The sequence below is a fragment of the Pseudoalteromonas mucoides genome (genome assembly GCF_049257175.1).
Taxonomy (GTDB): Bacteria; Pseudomonadota; Gammaproteobacteria; order Enterobacterales; family Alteromonadaceae; genus Pseudoalteromonas.
Map to the genome: position 1 here is coordinate 180116 of NZ_JBMMUC010000001.1, position 19522 is coordinate 199637.

A 19522-nucleotide genomic window follows, 5' to 3' on the forward strand; every position below is an offset into this window, starting at 1 on the left:
CTAAATGTTTCTAGTAATCAAATTTATGTTTGGTAAATAAACTTTGCACTTGTTGCCATACCTTGCCCGGTTTCCCGTCACCTACAAGTTTACCATTTACTTTTATCACAGCGCCGACCTCTTTGGTTGCGCTTGTGATCCACACTTCATCGGCGCTAAGCAGTTCAGATTTACTTATAACACGTTGTTGTACTTTAAAATCACTATGACTATGCAGAATATTTAAAATCAACCAGCGCGTTATACCTGGTAAAATTTGGTTATCAAGTGGTGGGGTACTTATCACACCGTCTTTAACTATAAATACATTACTTGAGCTTGCTTCGGTTATTTCATCTAATCGGTTGTACAGAATAGTCTCTTTATTGCCAGCGGCAGCACCTTGTTGATAATGAATAACATTGCCAAGTAGCGCGGTTGATTTTATGTGGCAACGCTGCCAACGTTTATCTTGTTCTAACGAAACGGTATAAGTTGTGGCGTGCTCAATATCGCTGACGGGCTGTGCAGGAATTTCAAATACATACGCAAACACGGTTGGTGTTATATCAGTAGGGTAGGCATGAGCGCGTTTAGTATCGGCGCCTCGGCTGACGTGCAAGTAAATACCTAAATTATCACCGTGATTTTTTTCACACAACTGTTGGCAAATCTCACGCCATTTATCAGTGCTGTAACCGAGCTTAATTTCAATTTCATTAAGGCCGTTATTCATCCGCTCTATATGCGCATTAAAGCCAAGCATTTTACCTTGGTAAGCAGGAATGACTTCATAAATACCATCACCAAATAAAAAACCGCGATCCATTGGTGAAATCTTCGCGTCTGCTGCTGCTAGGTAATCACCATTTAGGTAAACCGTGCTCATGGATAATCCTCATTCTCTATAAAGCCGCCAAGTTGGCGCAGTCGTGTTATTAATTGTTGGCCGTGCATAGCGTTTAAGCCATCTTCGGTTAGTTCGTTTTTGTGGGTAACGCCATCAACGCTGCCACGATCACTTAGGTACTGTAAAATTGCTAAGGTATTTGTATTGGCAAGCAAGTCTTGGTGATGCCAGCGGCTTAAAAAAGCGATAATGCCATATGCAGCCCAGTTAGACACATCAGCAAGTAGTAGCTCATCACAGCACGTTAAGCTTGGCATAATGCTCAACTCTGTCATGTATTGAGCAACATTACCCATACCAATTTCGTTACCACCATCGCCTATAGCAATAGTTGGGCAAGTCGCTTGTGAGATAAAAAAGTCAAAGCAGCCACAATCAGCCGATATATCAATTCCGCGCATATTATAATATTTATTACCATGGCATAAACCAGGTCGTTCAATAGATAACACACAATCGGGGTTTAACTCTGCTAATGCTTGCTTACTAAATGCCATCGCCTCTGAAAGGTTATCTAATGGTAATTCAAAGCAATTAAAATCATTTCTAAGTGCGCTGTAAAGGGGGTTTCCACATACTAAAATAGGCTGTTTACCTAGTGCTTTAAGTGCGTTGTATAAAGCAATTGCGCCAACGGGGCCATCGGTTTCGAAGGTTTGCTTTACCGCAAAGCCAGTACCAATTAATACTGTATTTTTTGCTTTGTACAGCGCATTTGCCGCGCGTAAATAAGTACCTGTTTGCTGATGAGCGTATAAACTTTGCATTCCTCGCAGATTTTGCTCAATCATCATCGCTTCGATAGCGTGACTAAGTTGCTGGTCATTTAGCTTGTTTGGCATAGTGCTTTTATCTCTCGAATAAGGGCTATACCGTCAGCGTTATCGCCATGTACGCATAAGCTATCAGCGTTTAATGTTAGTTTATTACCACTTTGAGTTGTCACACTGCCATCATTTAGTAACTGTTTTACCTGTGCTATGAGGGCTGTTTTGCCATGCACACTGCCTGGTATTTTACGCGATACAAGATGACCTTGATCTGTGTATTGCCTATCAGCAAAGGCTTCTAAAATCAGAGTTACTCCGTATTTTTTAGCCAGCTCTTGATGCTTATCGGCATTCGCAGTCGCGAGAATCATTAATTTCAAATTTGTAGAGTAGTTGGCAATTGCCGTTATAACAGACTCTAAAATTTGCTCATCGGCCATCATGTCGTTATAAAGTGCGCCATGTGGTTTTACATAACTCAGCGTTAAACCGTGTATTTTAGCCATGCCCTCAATGGCTGCAATTTGATAATGCATACAGTTACTGAGCTCATCGGCAGAAAGTGCCATTGAACGACGCCCAAAACCTTGCTTATCAGGGTAGCTAGGGTGTGCACCTATAGTCACTTTATGTTGCGCAGCTAAAGTTAAAGTTTTCGCCATGACATCTGCGTCACCTGCGTGAAAACCGCACGCGATATTTGCCATATCAATGTGGGGCATAACTTGGTCATCGAGGCCCATTTGCCAAGCACCAAAACTCTCACCTAAATCACAATTAAGCTTCATCTATTTTCCAACAGTTAAAACGCAGAAATGTGCGCATTTTGAATATCGGTTATCAACATATGGCCAGGGCTGTGAGTAATACAAAAATCTGGCGCTGCATTTGCAATAGCCACTTGCGGGGTTACACCACAAGCCCAGAATACCGGTACTTCGCCATCTTTAATACTTACAGATTCACCAAAGTTCGGGCGATTGATATTACTAATGCCGATCGCAGCAGGGTCGCCAAAATGAACAGGCGCTCCGTGCACATCAGGAAAACGACTACAAATTTGGATAGCGCGAATGGCATCTGCAGGTTTCATAGGTCGCATACTAACTACCATATTAGAATGAAAAATCCCTGCGCTTTCACAAGGAATATTGGTCATATACATAGGGACATTTTTATGTTCAGTAATATTGCGAATTTCAATTCCGGCCGCTTGTAGTGATTCTTCAAATGAGAAAGAGCAACCAATTAAAAAGGTGACGAGATCATCACGCCAATGCTCTTTAATATTAGTGACTTCTTCAATTAGCTGGCCTTTTTTAAAAATGCGATAACGTGGTAAGTCTGTACGTATATCAAGGTCGTGGGCAACATTAGGTATATCAATTGCGCCGGGCGTACGGCTACTGGCTACAATAGGGCATGCTTTTTTATTCGCTTGGCAAAATTGTAAAAAATCAAATGCATAACGCTCGGGTAAAATCACTAAATTAGCTTGTACAAAGCCTGGTACAAAACCCGATGTATGCCCTGTATAATCTTCATTGCGAATCATATTTCGAATAGCATAAGGTGTTGTGAGCGAAGCGTTATGTTGCATAAAATCCTCTTTAGTTATTATTAATGCCATTTACGGTAACGGGTAACGTGCCTGTTGCCGCAGCTTTGCCAAGTAATACTTTAGCAAGAGCTGTAAAAGCAGGTCCTGCTACTTTAACATTATTATCTATATCTATGTTATACGCATAAGTAGCTAAAATTGCATCACCATATTGGCCAAATTTTGCAATATCATAAGGGGCACGTAGGCTGACAAATACGGTTTTTTTATTAGCACGTTGTGCCTGTTGTAATAAGCGCTCAAGCGCTGCGCCTTGTTCAGATTTAGCGATGGCAAATTGTGGGTCATCGGCTAAATCATCCATCCCGCCAATCTCAACGGCGCTTTGATTCGGCGATGCGTTGCCCGCGATAATAACATCAGCATTGTTTAGTGCTTTTAGAGCCGCACTAGGCTCAAAGCCTTGCAAACTTGTGCAGCTATATTGGTAGTCATTATCAGCGTATTGTTTTATTGCTTGTTCAAGCGCCATACATTTACGGGTATCTGGCATAATAATGTGAACTTTAGCGTTGTTAGCTAATTTTAACGGTAAGGTGCTTTGTACATTTTTAGCTAAAGTGATAGCTGCAAGGGCTAGCTCAGCCTCAACTTTTCGGTGACTTGAATCGCCAAGTATAAGTTGTGCTTTTTGTATAGCAAGCGTTTCATCCAGCGCTGTAGTGAGCTTAAACTTACTTTTAAGCTTTAATATACGTTGTGCAGATTGCGCGATTTCTTTGCCATTGAGTTGACCGTTTTTAACCTCTTTCACTAAGCGTGCAATAAGTTGATCAAGTACCAGAAGATCTTTAGGACTACGAATTTCGATTGGCATGAGCGCAATATCAACGCCTGCGGCAAAAGTATTTACCACGGCTTCAATTGGCTCAAAAAAGTGGCTGATACCGGCCATATCAAGGGCATCGGTGATCACTACGCCTTGATAATTCAATTCACCACGTAGCAGGTCGGTAATAATTTTACGTGACATTGTGGCGGGTTTAATCATGGTTTTACCATCTTTACTAACAAAGGTGCTGTCATCAAGCGCGGGGTATTGGATATGCGCGGTCATGATCATGCCTGGATTTTGCTCTTTTATAATCTCTTTAAAAGGGGGCAAATCTTGCTGCCAAATGGTTTCTTTGTCATGCATGACTTTAGGCAAGCCGGTATGGCTGTCTACGTTTGTATCACCATGCCCTGGGAAATGTTTTAGTGAGGTGATCACGCCATTGCCTTCAAAACCTGCAACTTGAGCGCCACCAAGCTTGCTTACCAAGCTTGGGTCTTCACCGTATGAGCGCACATTAATTACTGGGTTGTCAGGGTTCATATTGACATCAACAGTAGGCGCGTAATTGACGTTGACACCCACTGCTTTAAGCTCATCGGCGATGACTTGTGCTGATTGCGTCGCAAACTGAGTGCCATGCTCTGCATAGGTTGCACCTATTGACATATTACCAGTAAAAGAGGTTGCAATATCACGAGGAATACGAGCAACCCGACCGCCCTCTTGGTCAATAGAGATAAATAACGGCGCACCTAAACTGGCTTTAGCCGCAGCTTGTTGCATCTGATTATTAAGCTTTACAATTTGGTTTATATTCTGAATATTTTCAGCAAATAAGATAACCCCACCAATATCATGTTTAGTGATTATTTTGGCTAAGTCTGCAGGTAGCTCGGTCATTGGTGTTCGGCATTTTTTTTCGCTGTCTTGCTCGCAGTAATAACGAAAATCAAGCATTAGCTTTTGGCCAATTTGCTGTTCAAGGGTTAAGTTCGTTGCTGCGAAGGTCGATTTCATTGGTAAAAAACACCCTAATCCAAAAATAATTGATGATATGGCAAACTTATTTAACACAGTAGGCTCCAAAGCTGAATGCTTATTTGTTGTTTGAATATTTTATTCTTTATGTTAATGCTGTTTTTGATTGAAATACAGCATTTTTTTGTAACACTAACTGTTTTTATAACTAACTGCAAAGGATTCAATTAAGTCTTATATTTCTTGTTTAAGGCTTAATATAAAGCTTGGGCCAGATTTTTGTGTGAAAGTAAGAGGTTTATAACTGTATTTTAGTATTTCAGGTTTGAAATAATATATTCCAAGTTCATGTTACCAAGAACTGCTCAATCATTGGCAACATGAATTGATTTCTCAGCGCAGTGTTAATATATGGGCAAAATCTAAAGTTAGAATTAAATAAGACAACAGCAAGAACCTTTTCCTATTTTGGTTAAATATTGTTATTATTCGGACGAAATATAGCCATGGAATTAAAGGCGCTTTACTTCAAAGTTGAGTACCATTTTGCACCGTTTAAAAAAAACCTTAAATATCAAATTAGATTTAAAAAAATTAGTCCTTTTCTTGGCTTTATCAGCCAGTATTGTCACATTTTTAAATAGCTTCTATTCTAGCTATCAAGTGCAAAAGCAACAACTGCAAGCTGAAACTCTCAAAAGCCAGAGCGCTTACGCGGCCAAGTTAGCCTCTGCAACTGATCTCTTTTTACAGTCAACGCAACAACAACTGGCCTATTCGGCAAAAATTATCGCTAAGAATTTTGATAATAAGGCTATTTTTAACCAAGAAGCAGAGCGATTGAAACGTCAAACCGATAGCTTTAACTCCACAGTGGTTGTATTAGCTAATGGAGTGGTTAAAGGAATTTCACCAAAAAGCTTACAATTAGCAGGCAAAAAACTGCAAAGTGATGGTGCTTTACAAGCGTTGTCGTTTAAAGAGCCGATGATCAGTGAGCCTTATATTTCTGCTGCAAACAATTTAATTATTTTTATTTCACATCCGTTGTTTGCTACTGATGGGCGATACTTAGGCTACGTGGGCGGTTCTATTTATTTAAAACATGCCAATATCTTACATGATTTGCTGCAAGTGCATTTTCATAAAGATGGCTCGTATTTATATGTTGTAGACAAAAGCCGGCGGTTACTGTATCACCCTGATACATCCCGAATTGGTGAGCAAGTTTATAATAATGCTGTAATTGAAGCGGTATTAAAATATAAAAGTGGTACAAAGCAACTAATAAACAGCCATAACGTGGTTATGCTTGCAGGCTACGCATCACTTAAAGCGGCTCCTTGGGGAATTATTACACAGCGATCATTAGAGGCTACGCTTGAGCCCTTAGATGGCCTGATGATCAATGTACTGTACCGAACGCTTCCCATTGGCTTGGCTACATTACTCTTTATTTGGCTGCTCGCTAGACTGATTGCACACCCGTTACGAGATTTAGCGCAAACAGCAAATGCACTAGATAACCCAAATGCTCCGCAACGATTAAAGATCATAAAATCATGGTATTTTGAAAGTTCCGAGTTACGTAAAGCTATGCTCAAAGGAGTGGGGGTATTTCAAAATCAAATAGGTGTACTGCGCCAAGAAGCACAAACAGATCCACTTACAGGTTTACACAATAGACGCAGTTTAGATGGTTTTTTAGAGCAGCTAACTACCACAGAAACCTCTTTTGCTGTATTGGCTATCGATATCGATTTCTTTAAACGTGTAAACGACGAATACGGGCATGATATTGGCGATCTTGTTTTACAGTCGTTAGCGAAGATTATTTTAGATGTTACCCGTTCAACCGACTTTGTTACACGAACAGGGGGTGAAGAGTTTAATGTGATATCACCTAATGCGACAGCTAGCAGCGCCTATGTGTTAGCTGAACGCTTACGCATACAGGTATCTGAAACTTACATTGACCCGGTCGGCTATATTAATGTATCGGTCGGTATTGCGGGTTGGCCGCTAAAACAGTTGTCGATTGACGATATCTTTAAGCTTGCCGATCAAGCGCTGTACAAAGCAAAGCGCACTGGGCGTAATAGGTCTATTCTAGATTCTCAATATCAGGATGCTGAAATAAAGAAACCGGACTAAGTTACCTTGATGTTTTAGATGGAAACAATGTAGGCAGTACTACATTGTTTCTGTGTTTAACACGCTTCTTTACTGATCAGAATATGCGGTAGTACATCGCTTAAACCAACCTGCAATTTAGCATTAATTTTATAGACCTCACTCAGCCTCGCTTGGGTTAATACTTCTTTAGGAGAGCCACTGGCAACAACCGATCCTTTGTCCATCATATAGAGACGATCAGCAAAACTTGCCGCTAATGATAAGTCATGTACCACAGCGACCACACCAGCACCTTGCTTGGCAATGTCTTGTGCTTGAGTCATTACTTCATATTGGTGGTAAAGGTCTAGGCTTGATGTCGGTTCATCAATTAATAAATAGCAGGTACGTTTTTTTGCCAAACTTGGTTGTAACTGACAAAGTACGCGGGCAAGCTGCGCACGTTGCTTTTCCCCACCAGATAACTGGGTAAAGCACTGCTGTGCAAGATGGGTGACACCTAGTGCCTGCATCGCACTTTTCGAAAATCGTTTAAGTGCTCCAGTACTGAACTGCTCTTGATGTACAACATGCGCCATATCAACTACTTCGTTAACAGTAAACGGAAAGTCCAGTTCATAATTTTGCGTGAGTACCGCTCTTAGTTGTGCCAGTTCAGTAATGCTATAATCGTTTAAATTTTGTTGATTAATACTCACAGCACCATCAGTTAAAGCAATATCACCACAAAGTGCCTTGAGTAAAGACGATTTACCTGCGCCATTCGGACCAATGATCACAACGACTTCATGGGGCTTTACCATAAAATCAACGTTATCTAAGAGAGCTTTACTGCCAATCTTAGCGGTTAAGTTAGTACCTAAAAGCATTTTACCCTCGTCGTTGATAAGTTTTTAATAACATGATTAAAAAGAATGGGCCGCCAATCGCACTGGTAATAAGTCCGATAGGTAGTTCAGCAGGTAGCATCACTGTACGGGCGAATAAATCGGCCAGGCTCAACAATAGCGCACCGCCAAGCATACTTGTGGGCATTAAATATCGGTGATCAGGGCCCAGTACTAAACGAACAATATGCGGCACGATAAACCCGACAAAACCAATGATCCCAGTGATCGCAACAGCAGCACCGGTACATAAAGCCGTGTATATAAATACCTGTTTTTTAAGCTTAGTAACATTAATACCTAAGTGTTTTGCCTGTGCTTCACCTAATAAATATAAATTAAGTGGCTTGCCTAAGCGAAGTAACGCCACGCAGCTAAAAATAATTAGCGTAATTGTTGGCAGCATCATTGCAAAATGATTACCCGCCAGTGAACCCATGCTCCAAAAGGTTAAATCCCGAAGCTGTTGATCGTTACTTATTAAAGTTAATACCCCAATGAGTGAACCAACAATTGCATTGACTGCAATTCCCGCTAGTAGCAAGCTGATTATGGTAAATTGCCCACTATGGGCGCTGAGCCGGTATATAAATACACACACGCCTATACAGCCTAAAAATGCGCCAACAGGCACAGCGTAAATACCTAAACTATCGCTAAAATTAGCAAATAAACTGGTGCCTAACACTATCGTTGCAACAGCGCCTAATGCAGCTCCGCTTGATACTCCTATTAAACCAGGGTCGGCTAATGGGTTTCTAAATATAGCCTGCATCGCGGCGCCGCATGCAGCAAGCCCTGCACCGACAATCATAGCCAGCACTAATCTTGGCAAGCGTATTTGCCAAATAATGGCATGTTTGAGCTCATCGTCGGCGGTTTGATTTATAATCGAAATAACTTCACTGATGCTGATGGCAACACCGCCTTTACTAAGGGCGATAAAAAAAACAATTACGCATACTATAAATAATGCGGGGATCGCCATTCGACGGTGCTGATTTTGTGAAATTAATGTACTACCTAGTGCCAACATGATCAGTGCTCACTTCGTTGGGCGGTCACATTGCTGGCACTCGGTGCAAAGCGATATTGATAACCTTGCGGTAATTGAGCGTCAGGGTGAAATGTATGGGCAAGCTCAACCACTGCTTGCGGAGTACGCGGTCCCATACCAAGTAAATAACTGCCATCAAAGCTGTGAACTTGGCCATTTTTAACAGCATTTGAGAATTTAAAGTGAGCTAGTTTTTCTAACTTAACAAGCGGATCATCGCCATGGCGGCCCATTGTAATAATGACATCAGGGTTTATGGCAAGTGCGGCTTCGGTTGATAGTGGCTTCCAATTATTGATTGTACTTGCTGCAACATTAACGCCTCCAGCCGCATTGATCAGCTCATCAGCTGAGGTGCCAGCGCCGGCTACGATAGGTTGACTATTACGCACACTAAGCACAAATAATACTCGAGGTTTAATCGTCGTTTGCTGTAAAATATAGCTCAGAGCATCGCGGTCTACTTTCAGAGATTGGGCTAAAGCATCGCCTTTTTGAGCGACATTTAATAAGGTAGCAATTTTTTTTATTTTGCTTTCTATTCCGCCTAAATTATCATTTTCATCAAGGATGACTAAGTTGATACCGGTTTGTTTTAATTGCTCGACTACTTTTTTTGGCCCTGTATCCGCTTCACCAATCACTAAATCAGGGTTTAACGATAAAATACCTTCTGCGCTGATCCTTCTAACATAGCCTATTTGTGGCTTTTCTTTTGCCTGTGCAGGGAAAACACTCGTGCTATCGACTCCAATGATACGTTGTTGCTCATCAAGTGCGTATATCACTTCTGTAATTGAGCCGCCTGATACCACAACCCTTTGAGGAGCAGTTGATTGCTGAGCAAAAATGCATTGGCTGGTTACAGTTAGGGTTATAAAAATTAAATACGAGAGTAGGGGTTTCATAACGATTCCATTGTTGATATTATTTAATGTAAATGGTAACAGTTTGCATTTATATTTAAAAGTTATGAAGTTTATTATTTTTCTGATTGTTTCTTTAGGGTGCCACTTAGGTTGGCTGTATTCTCAGCCAACAGAATTAGATCGAGTGAAATTTAGCGGTGCACAACCTGCTGATAAAATTGCGATTAAAATCATTGCATCAGAGCCTGTTAAGCCACAAAAAAAACAAACACAGAAGCCGACTGTTGTTACTAAACAAGCATCAGCTACGCAATTTCACTCAAAGATTAAGCGCTTAGCAAAACAGCCAACCGTAAAAAAAAGCACAAGCACTGCACAGCCGAACAAAACAAAACCAGTTATTAAAAAAACCAGCGTTGCACCTGACACTGCCATTGCAAAGGTAAAACCCGTTGTGGAACCTGCTGAAAAACAGTCAAAACCAAGTCAAGCCGCACCTGCTTCAAGCGCGCCTGTCATTGCTAAGCAGCACTCGTTAAAAAACCACGTTATCGACTTAAATACATTACCTATTTTTAAAGCCCCTAGGCCAACTTTAAATTACCCATTAAAAGCGAAGCGCCGTGGCTATCAGGGAGTAGCGATTTTGCAAATAGAGTTAGCCGAAGATGGCACCATCGCCCAACTTTCAGTTTTAAAAAGCAGTGGCTTTACTGAGCTTGATAAAGCGGCATTAAATAACGTATCGCAATGGCAATTTCACCCCGTGATGCGTGATCAACATAAAGTGAAAGCGCGCTTTAGTGTACCAATAGAATTTTCCTTGCGTTCATAACGCACTTAATTAAGAGAAGTAATTATGCACGATGTATTTTCTGCAGTCGGTATTATGGCTTGGCCATTATTTATGGTTTCAATTATTGCGTTAGCTATTGTGTTAGAGCGCAGTTTAGCGTTTGGACAAAGTTGGCTGAAAATGCAAAAACTAAAACAACCAAACGATGAGTTTAGTCAGCAGCTAAAACAAAAGTCTCAGCCAGAGCAGCGCCAGCAATGGTGCCAATTATATTTACAAGATTGTATAAGCGGTTGGCGCAAACGATTAAACATTTTATCCCTATTGGGCACACTAACCCCGCTGATGGGGTTATTAGGCACGGTGTGGGGTTTAGTGCTGATGTTTAAAAAAATAGCACAAACACATCAAGCGGTAACGCCGGCATTACTTGCTGATGGCTTATGGGAAGCGATGTATTCAACCATGGCAGGTCTTATTATTGCCATTCCTTGCTTGTTATTAAGTGGGGTTTTTAACGCGCTTTTAGAGCGTTTTCAAACCGATTTGACCCGCATTATTAATCACCTAAATTATCAACTTTGTTTTGATGAACCTCCCCATGCTTGAGCTGCCAGATAAATCCAACAACAGTTCCTTAATGCCTGATTTAACCGCATTAATTGACGTGCTCTTTATATTACTCGTATTTTTATTACTCACAGCAGCGGTAAAATTAGACATGCTTGATGTCACTTTGCCTGAGGTTGGTAGTGAGAATAAAGCACCGCTTGAGCAACAAAAAGCAATTGTATTAAGTGTTAATTATACCGACAAACACCTTATATATGCCTTGGCTAAAAAACCTTACGACTCCTTGGATGATGTCATTTCAGCTTTACGGCATAAAAAGCAACCAGGTGTATACCTTGCGATTGATCAGCAAGTACCAAGTGGTGAGTTAGTTAAGCTTTTAGCAGCACTGTCGAAAGAAGATCATAAAATTGCAAATATACTTATTGAAAAAGAATAAAAACAATTCTCATTTAATGTTTGGTTTGTTATAATGATGCCGTTTTAAATAGGTTCGAATTTGCTGATTAAGGGGCTAAGCCAATTCGTAAATTAATAATAATATATATTAACTTTATGGAGCGACAACATGCGCCTTTCAAAACTGGCTCTATGCATTGCCAGTGTTTCACTACCTGTGATGGCACAAACAAACTCATCAGAACAACCCAAGTTAACGACAAACCTTGATGCTGTAACGGTCACTGCGACCCGAACAGAAAAAACGGCACTTAATTCTTCTCAAGCGGTGAACGTTATCAGCGCAGAGAATATTGAAGATGTGCTGGCAACAACGGTCTTCGATAGTTTGATTGCTGTGCCCAATGTAACAGCCACGGGTGGACCTAGGGCTGGTGGACAAAAGTTTAGTGTGCGTGGCTTTAATGACGCTGAAGACGTGCTAGTTAGTGTTGACGGCGCCATACAAACGTTTGAAAAGTACCGGATGGGCAGCTTTTTTGGTGACGCTGATTTATATCGTACTGTTAGCATTAAACGTGGTCCAAGTACCGTATTACATGGTGGTGGTGCACTTGGTGGCGTGGTTGAAATGGAATTCAAAGATGCCAGTGACTTTTTAGCGCCAGATCAAACTGCAGGTGCTAAAATTAAGCTAGGCCACCATGGCAATAACAACGAAAACAATGGCAGCGTTTATGCCTATGCACGTCCTACTGATTCACTTGATATTTTAGCCGCTTATATAAAACGACAAAGTGATGATTTTGAATTATCCAATGGTGAAGCACTCGATAACTCCGCAATCGAAGCTGAGTCTTTATTGCTTAAAGGTGAGTATTACTTAACGGATGACTCATTAATAGGGCTTTCATATAGCCAAAGTGAAGATGCCCAAAGAACGGAATTTAATACCACAGATCCGGGGGCTTGGGGCACAGTTTACCGCAGAGTAAAGCAATCCGTTACTAATCTTAGTTATGAGTTAAACCCGGTAAATAACAAATACCTTGATTTAGCGGTACGCTTTGGTAATAGCCAAAGTCATGTGACAGAAACCGACGGCCAAGGCATGTTAGAGGATTATATCGGCGTTGAATCTCATTATGAGTACAACATAAATACGCTCGATATCATGAACACAAGCATACTGGGTAAGCATGCACTTACTTACGGTGTGCAGTATTCAGACAAAGAACGTGTAGGGGATAAGCAAAGTTACCCATGCTTAGAATACAACATGCAAACATACGCCTGTTTAGAGTATGGTAACGAGTTAATTTATAGCCAAATGACCTCGCAACCAGGTGGTAAACAAAAACGTATTGGGGTCTATATTCAAGATGAATTTACATGGCAGGCACTGACACTAACAGGAGGTGTTAGGTATGAGGAATATCGCAGCACACCAACAGCACTATTTGATAGTCATTACTCTGAATTAGATACCAAAGTAGAACACTCAAAAGTTGTGCCTGCTGTAACAGTGAACTATCAATTTACAGAGCAGTTTGCTGTATTTGCTAGCTACCAAGAGGGCTTTAGGGCGCCATTAATCGATGAGCTCTATGATTTATATGGTGGTCGTAACCCTAATTTAGCACTCGAAACCGAGAATAGCCAAAACCAAGAAATTGGCATGAGCTATCAAACGGATAATGTGTTCTCTGATCGCGATTCATTAACTGGGCGCGTTGTTTATTTTGACACTCAGGTTGATGACGAAATACAGTCAAATACCAGTTCAGTAACCAATCCAGCCCCAGCTCCTCGCTACAACAACAGTGGTAGTAATGACCGTGATGGCTTTGAACTTGAAGTGAACTACGCTTACTCAATAGGCTATGTAAATCTTGCTTACAGCGAAATATCAGGTGAAGACCAAGACGGTGAGCCACTATGGTATTTACCCGCAGATAAACTGGCGCTCACGGCTGGTTTATTTTTCTTTGACGAAGCGCTACGAACAGGTATTAGCGTTCAGGATATTGCTGAGCGAACTGTTCTAGCCTATGACGGGGCAACTCAATCATATAAAGAAACACAACAAGATAGTTATACCCTAGTGGGTTTGAATGCTAATTGGGATATTAATGATTTTTGGAGTGTACGTGTCGCGGTGGATAACTTGCTCGATAAAGAATATCAAGTAATGGCCGGCACTGGCGGAGCAATTGGTGATTATGGCGTAGGGCGTAATATAAAAACCCAAGTAAGCTTTAAATTTTAATACTAAGCCACCTCAGGATGGAAGTTGCTTGAGGTGGTTTGGATCTAAAGCTCTGCTTGCTATGTTTAGTCGAGCTTTGGATAAATGAAGAACTGCCGAAAAATCCTATCACTAGAGTAGATTCAGTTATGCCTTAATTATGCCATTAGCGGCGAGCACCTTAGCATTTGTAATTCCTAAGGTGAGGTAATAAATTATTTGCATAAATGTAAAAGTGTGCAATATTATGGTTTTAATATAACAATCCATAAAGTTGCACTATGCTTTTAAAATTTTGTTTTAAATCAATTTCATTACTCACAGCTATTTACTTTATCAGCCCAGCTGTAAATGCTGAAGAAGTTGGGACTAAAACCAAGCGTAACGAGTTTGTAGATATTGCGACGATAATGCCAACAGCGATATTTGATATTCGTTACTACAGCGCTAATAACTTTGTCGGCCAACCTGTTGATGGTTATCAAGCCCCAAAGTGCTTATTACATAAAACAGCAGCAAAAGGCTTACAGCAAGCTCATAAACAAGCCCAGAAGGCAGGGTATAATTTAAAAATCTTTGATTGTTATCGCCCGCAACGCGCAGTGGATCACTTTGTTCGTTGGGTTAATGACGAATCAGATGTAAAAACTAAAGCAGAATATTACCCAAATTTAGGCAAAGATAAGTTATTGGGAGGTTATATAGCGGCCAAATCTGGCCATAGTCGTGGCTCAACAATTGATCTTACTTTAACTGATGCTAATGGCAAAGAGCTTAATATGGGCTCTTTGTTTGATATGTTTGATACTATATCAAATACCGACGATGAACGTATTACTGCCAGTGAAAAAGCCAATCGTTATTTACTTAAAAACATTATGATGGCCGCAGGGTTTGCCCCATATTCGATGGAGTGGTGGCATTTTACCTATAAGCCACAAGCGTACCCAAACACCTATTTTGATTTTGTAGTGCAATGACATCGCTGAAAGTTATTGTATAAAGAGTAATAAAGTTATTGACATAACACAGTAACTCTATATAGTGGGCCTCAGCTAGAAAGAAAGCATGTAATTTATAAATCTCCATTTCGTTGTTGTATAAGTAATACTTGTAGTTACCGTCCTGAAGTTTTTAAGTACCATCTCATTTTTTGCTACACCCGCCCACATGGGCACTATTTTTTATTTTTATATCAGGATATTACTATGTCTAACATCGTATCAGGTACAGTTAAGTGGTTCAACGAGTCTAAAGGTTTTGGTTTCATCGAGCAAGAAAATGGTCCAGACGTTTTCGCACATTTCTCAGCAATCAAAAGCGAAGGTTTCAAAACTTTAGCTGAAGGCCAACGTGTAGAGTTCACTCTTTCACAAGGTCAAAAAGGTCCACAAGCGGATAACATCAATCCGTTATAATTTTTACTTTAATTAGTAAAAACAAAAAGCGCTTATATTAAGCGCTTTTTTTGTGTCTGCAATTTAGTAAAGAGTAAGCAAGTATTTAAACTTGCTCACTCTTATATCGCTAGTTTACTACTGTTGTCAGCCCTCTTCGTTTTAATAACGCACTCGTATTAGGCTCTTGACCTCTGAATGCTTTGTACGACTCCATAAGATCACGTGAATTACCCACTTCTAAAATCTCTTTACGGTATTTGTCACCAATTTCACGTTTTAAACCACCTTCATCTTGTACGAAAGCGTAGGCATCTGCGGCTAGAATCTCACTCCACATGTAAGCATAATAACCTGCAGAATAGCCGCCACCCATAGAGTGTGAAAAGTAAGCTGATTTATAGCGTGGCGGTACGTATGGTACATTCACATTATGTTTGGTTAGGGCATCTTGCTCAAAATCTACCACATCTTGTAGTGGTGCATCAGCTGGCAGTGAGTGCCATTGCATATCGAGCAGGGCAGCTGAAACATATTCTAACGTATCGAAGCCTTGGTTGAAGCTACGCGATTGTATTACGTTTTTAAGTAAGTTTGCAGGTATGGGTTCACCCGTTTTGTAGTGTTTTGCATAGTTGGCAATAACTTCCGAGTGCATTGCCCAGTCTTCTTCAAAGGTAGACGGAAACTCTACAAAGTCGCGCGATACAGAAGTACCAGATAAACTAGGGTAGGTAACATTCGACAACATGCCATGTAATCCATGACCTAACTCATGAAAAATCGTTGTTGCTTCGTCATAGCTAATCAGTGTTGGTTCGCCTTCGGCAGCTTTTTGAATATTCATAACATTAACAACAACCGGTTTTTGCTCTAACAAGCCTGATTGTTTTACGAATGAACTCATCCATGCTCCGCCACGTTTGCCTTCTCGAGCAAAATAATCAGCATAAAAAATGGCAAGGCTTTTACCGTCATGATCAAATAGCTCATATGCTTTTACATCAGGGTGATAAACAGGTAAATCAGTGCGCGGTTTAAACGTGACGCCATAAAAACGGTTCATGGTATAGAATACACCGTCTTCCAGTACGCGGTTAAACTCGAAATATTCTTTTACTACTGATTCATCTAAGTTGTATTTTTCTTTACGTACTTGCTCTGCGTAGTAAAACCAATCCCATGGCTGTAACGTAAAATCATTTCCAGATGCTTTTATTTGTTCTTCAATTGCGCTTGCTTCAGCATGTACGTTCTGCAGTAGTTGTGGAACCATGGTTGCGAACATATCGAAAACAGCTGAAGGTTGCTTTGCCATTTGCGCATCTAAGCCATACTCAGCATAACTGTTATAACCTAATAAGGCTGCTTTTTGTGCTCTTAACTTTGCCAGCTTAGGGACTATCTCGCTGTTGTTATACTCTCCTGATAAAGCTCGCTCGCTAGAAGCTCGCCAAATTTTTTCACGTAATGTCCTATTTTGTAATGATGCAAGAATGGGTTGGCGTGTGGTATTGGTTATTTTAATTAAGTATTTACCTTGATGCCCAGCTTCAGTTGCTGCATTGGCATATTGTTGAATTTGGTTTTCAGTCAAACCGGCTAAATCACTTTTACTATCAACGATGACTACATTGCTTTTTGAAAGTGCTAATAAGTTTTGCCCAAACTGAGTTGTTAAGCTCGATAAAGCGCTATTAATGTCGCGAATTTGTTGTTGCTGTTGTTCATCAAGCTTAGCGCCCGCGCGAATAAAACGTTTATAGTAAACGTCGAGCAACCGAGCTTGTTCAGGCGTCAAGTCAAGGTTTGCTGATTGTTGATGAAGCGTTTCAACTTTTGCAAACAATGCTTTATTTAGAAATATGTCATCACGGTGAGCGGCAAGTTTAGGAGCCAGCTCTTGTTGAAGGGCTCGTCTCGCAGGGTTTGAGTCTGTGCCAGACAGATTAAAAAAGATACTGCTAACTCGCCCTAGTAACTGTCCACTTTTTTCTAATGCAACAATAGTGTTATTAAAATTAGCCGGAGTTGTATCGTCAATAATACGTGTTACTTCTGCTATTTGTTGTGACATTCCTTGGCTGAATGCCGGTGAAAAATGCTCATCTTTTATTACTGAAAAGTCAGGTGCATAATATTGCAAAGGACTTTGTTCCATCAGAGGGTTGGCATTTTCTGCTGTTGTTACTTGCTCTGCAGCAGGCGTACTTTTGACATTTTCGGGCTCTGAGCAGGCTGTTAAAAATAATGCCGAGCTAATGGCTGTTGCTAAAATTGTTTTCATTTTTTTCTCTTGTTAGTGAATGTTAAAAGTTGCACTTAATGCACAGTGATCGCTCAACATGACATTGGGCTGTTGTGCGTATTTGTGAAACATGACAGGGGGTGTAGAAAGCGTATTAGTCATTGCTGATGATGAAATAATATGGTCGATAGGAGCAGGGTATTTAGGGTGGCAACTTACCTTCCCATCGGTGAGTACTGTAAGAGTATTGTTTGTAGATGCCGTTACAGCGTCAAATAAAGCGTTGCGAAGTTTATTGTTTTCATCAGCTAAGTGATGATTAAAGTCGCCAAGCATCAGCCATTTATCATTACTCCCAAGCTGACTAACAACATGTTGCTTAAGAATATCGGCTTGTTTTGCGAATACCTGGCAGCTTGTACTATCGTTTTGGCTATAATCCTGGGTAAAGCAGCCGCTTTTAAGGTGTAAATTTAATAGATTAACCGTTTGATTATTATATTTAAGCGAGAGCTGTAGGCCCTCTCTAACCCCTAACTTAACCGCTGAAAGTGATGTTAAGTGTTGTGAGTTGGTTACCTGAATTGATTTTTTTACTGCAAATGCGACTTTCTGTTGTGTTGATAAGTTGCCATTACCACGGCAGGTGTAACTAGGTGAGTCAGCACGCGATGACATAATTATTTGCCATTGCTGAGGCTTAAATATGCGTTCAACAGCAGCAGCTGAAGCTACCTCTTGTAATGCAAATACATCTGCATCGATAGTCTTTACGTACTGACTTAATTGCTTATAGTCACTTTCAGTACGCACTTTACAACCCTGATCACCGTCGCTTGCGAGGTGCTCTAAATTCCAGGTTGCGACAGTTAACTTACTTGATGAATAGGGGATGCCAGCGCTGCAACCGAATAAACCTAAGCTTGAAGCAAAGAATAAAATGTTGATTTTTTTCATTAGTAAACGGTCAAAAATGGAATTTAAGTAACGTTATACTATATCACTTTTGTTTTGCAAGTAGCTTGCGATAGGCGTCTATCAAATAAAGGATGCCGTTTTTATAGAGTTATTTGACGAGGTGTCTTATTATTAAGTATCTTTAACTCTGAGATGGGAGTGGCGCTATATTTATTCGACATAGTTTCGCGTGCTTATTATTAATGTGCAGCCACATTGCATATGCTAAGCCAGAACTCACAATCTATACCGAGCAATTCCCTCCTTATAACTTCTCTAATAAAGGGCAATTACAGGGAATAAACCTCGATATAACTCAGGCGCTTTGCCAGCGAGTGCAGGTAGAATGCAAATTTGAGTTATTGCCTTGGACGCGTGCGTACCATTTAGCGCAAAATAACCCTACTGCAGGGGTTGTGTCTACAGCCCGTACAGAGCAACGTGAAGACCTATTTCAATGGGTTGGACCACTTGTATCATCACGTACATTTTTTTACCGTTTAGCGACGAATAAACATATAAACCCGACAGACTTAAATCAAGTTAGTGCATATTCGCTTGGCTTAGTAAGAGGTAATATTTATGAGCAGCTTGTATATGAAGTGGGTTTTGAGACAGATAAAAACCTGTTACAGTTTTCTCATCATTACGAATATATAAATCTGTTTTTCAAAAATAAAATAGATTTAATTTTAGGATCTGAATTAGTTTTAGACTATCAACTACAGCAGTTTGGCCACGGTGGTAAAGAAGTTGTAAAACTAGTTGAGCTACCAGTTGAAAAGCTGGGTGGAAATTACTTGGCTTTTAATAAAGCAGTTCCTAAGGAGATCGTTGAGCAATTTAATGTGCAATTAAAAGCACTGAGAAAAGAAGGGGAAGTTGAGTCGTTTAAAAATCTTTATATACACGATTAAGA

At 40.5% G+C, this 19522-nt stretch carries 18 protein-coding genes; 8 read left to right on the top strand and 10 right to left on the bottom strand.

Annotated elements, in window-relative coordinates; genetic code table 11:
• Nucleotides 1–10: 10 nt before the first annotated feature.
• The 5 genes from AAEU30_RS00740 to AAEU30_RS00760 are packed head-to-tail and all read right to left on the bottom strand — an operon-like array spanning nucleotide 11 to nucleotide 5075.
• Complete coding sequence (locus AAEU30_RS00740; protein WP_421958832.1) at nucleotides 11–868, bottom strand: aminotransferase class IV; 858 nt, start codon at nucleotides 866–868, stop codon at nucleotides 11–13.
• Nucleotides 865–1731: a glutamate cyclase domain-containing protein gene (locus AAEU30_RS00745; RefSeq protein WP_421958833.1), complete on the bottom strand. Its 867-nt coding sequence runs from the start codon at nucleotides 1729–1731 to the stop codon at nucleotides 865–867. The genes AAEU30_RS00740 and AAEU30_RS00745 overlap by 4 nt, the downstream gene beginning before the upstream one ends.
• On the bottom strand, nucleotides 1716–2447 hold the full coding sequence (locus AAEU30_RS00750; RefSeq protein ID WP_421958834.1) for a 5-oxoprolinase subunit PxpA: 732 nt from the start codon (nucleotides 2445–2447) through the stop codon (nucleotides 1716–1718). The genes AAEU30_RS00745 and AAEU30_RS00750 overlap by 16 nt, the downstream gene beginning before the upstream one ends.
• A gap of 14 nt (nucleotides 2448–2461) precedes the next feature.
• A complete protein-coding gene (locus AAEU30_RS00755; RefSeq protein WP_421958835.1) occupies nucleotides 2462–3259 on the bottom strand; it encodes a putative hydro-lyase in 798 nt (265 codons plus the stop codon).
• A gap of 10 nt (nucleotides 3260–3269) precedes the next feature.
• Nucleotides 3270–5075 carry a glycoside hydrolase family 3 protein gene (locus AAEU30_RS00760; protein ID WP_421958836.1) on the bottom strand — a complete coding sequence of 602 codons (1806 nt, stop codon included), beginning with the start codon at nucleotides 5073–5075 and terminating at the stop codon, nucleotides 3270–3272.
• A 567-nt stretch (nucleotides 5076–5642) separates the two neighbouring features.
• Between AAEU30_RS00760 and AAEU30_RS00765 the strand changes: the two genes are divergently transcribed.
• Entirely contained in the window at nucleotides 5643–7190 is a 1548-nt protein-coding gene (locus AAEU30_RS00765) for a sensor domain-containing diguanylate cyclase (RefSeq protein ID WP_421958837.1), read from the top strand.
• A gap of 56 nt (nucleotides 7191–7246) precedes the next feature.
• On the opposite strand, the gene AAEU30_RS00770 is transcribed toward AAEU30_RS00765, so the two are convergent.
• The 3 genes from AAEU30_RS00770 to AAEU30_RS00780 are packed head-to-tail and all read right to left on the bottom strand — an operon-like array spanning nucleotide 7247 to nucleotide 10024.
• Nucleotides 7247–8041 (bottom strand): heme ABC transporter ATP-binding protein, encoded by a 795-nt coding sequence (locus AAEU30_RS00770; protein ID WP_421958838.1) that lies wholly within the window; start codon nucleotides 8039–8041, stop codon nucleotides 7247–7249.
• Between the two features lies 1 nt (nucleotide 8042).
• Complete coding sequence (locus AAEU30_RS00775) at nucleotides 8043–9095, bottom strand: FecCD family ABC transporter permease (RefSeq protein WP_421958839.1); 1053 nt, start codon at nucleotides 9093–9095, stop codon at nucleotides 8043–8045.
• Between the two features lie 2 nt (nucleotides 9096–9097).
• On the bottom strand, nucleotides 9098–10024 hold the full coding sequence (locus AAEU30_RS00780) for a heme/hemin ABC transporter substrate-binding protein (RefSeq protein ID WP_421958840.1): 927 nt from the start codon (nucleotides 10022–10024) through the stop codon (nucleotides 9098–9100).
• Nucleotides 10025–10088: 64 nt separating this feature from the next.
• On the opposite strand from AAEU30_RS00780, the gene AAEU30_RS00785 reads away from it, so the two are divergent.
• The 6 genes from AAEU30_RS00785 to AAEU30_RS00810 all read left to right on the top strand — a co-directional run bounded on the left by AAEU30_RS00785 (nucleotide 10089) and on the right by AAEU30_RS00810 (nucleotide 15419).
• Nucleotides 10089–10820 (top strand): energy transducer TonB, encoded by a 732-nt coding sequence (locus AAEU30_RS00785; protein ID WP_421958841.1) that lies wholly within the window; start codon nucleotides 10089–10091, stop codon nucleotides 10818–10820.
• Nucleotides 10821–10844: 24 nt separating this feature from the next.
• Entirely contained in the window at nucleotides 10845–11390 is a 546-nt protein-coding gene (locus AAEU30_RS00790) for a MotA/TolQ/ExbB proton channel family protein (protein WP_421958842.1), read from the top strand.
• Nucleotides 11391–11421: 31 nt separating this feature from the next.
• Entirely contained in the window at nucleotides 11422–11793 is a 372-nt protein-coding gene (locus tag AAEU30_RS00795; protein WP_421958843.1) for a biopolymer transporter ExbD, read from the top strand.
• Nucleotides 11794–11922: 129 nt separating this feature from the next.
• Entirely contained in the window at nucleotides 11923–14022 is a 2100-nt protein-coding gene (locus AAEU30_RS00800) for a TonB-dependent receptor domain-containing protein (RefSeq protein WP_421958844.1), read from the top strand.
• A gap of 260 nt (nucleotides 14023–14282) precedes the next feature.
• Nucleotides 14283–14981 carry a M15 family metallopeptidase gene (locus tag AAEU30_RS00805; RefSeq protein ID WP_421958845.1) on the top strand — a complete coding sequence of 233 codons (699 nt, stop codon included), beginning with the start codon at nucleotides 14283–14285 and terminating at the stop codon, nucleotides 14979–14981.
• A gap of 228 nt (nucleotides 14982–15209) precedes the next feature.
• Nucleotides 15210–15419: a cold-shock protein gene (locus AAEU30_RS00810; protein WP_421958846.1), complete on the top strand. Its 210-nt coding sequence runs from the start codon at nucleotides 15210–15212 to the stop codon at nucleotides 15417–15419.
• Between the two features lie 109 nt (nucleotides 15420–15528).
• Here AAEU30_RS00810 and AAEU30_RS00815 read toward each other — a convergent pair whose 3' ends face one another.
• Both AAEU30_RS00815 and AAEU30_RS00820 read right to left on the bottom strand, forming a co-directional pair.
• On the bottom strand, nucleotides 15529–17685 hold the full coding sequence (locus AAEU30_RS00815; RefSeq protein ID WP_421958847.1) for a M3 family metallopeptidase: 2157 nt from the start codon (nucleotides 17683–17685) through the stop codon (nucleotides 15529–15531).
• Between the two features lie 12 nt (nucleotides 17686–17697).
• Nucleotides 17698–18603 (bottom strand): endonuclease/exonuclease/phosphatase family protein, encoded by a 906-nt coding sequence (locus AAEU30_RS00820; RefSeq protein WP_421958848.1) that lies wholly within the window; start codon nucleotides 18601–18603, stop codon nucleotides 17698–17700.
• A 203-nt stretch (nucleotides 18604–18806) separates the two neighbouring features.
• On the opposite strand from AAEU30_RS00820, the gene AAEU30_RS00825 reads away from it, so the two are divergent.
• A complete protein-coding gene (locus AAEU30_RS00825; RefSeq protein ID WP_421958849.1) occupies nucleotides 18807–19520 on the top strand; it encodes a substrate-binding periplasmic protein in 714 nt (237 codons plus the stop codon).
• Nucleotides 19521–19522: the final 2 nt, after the last annotated feature.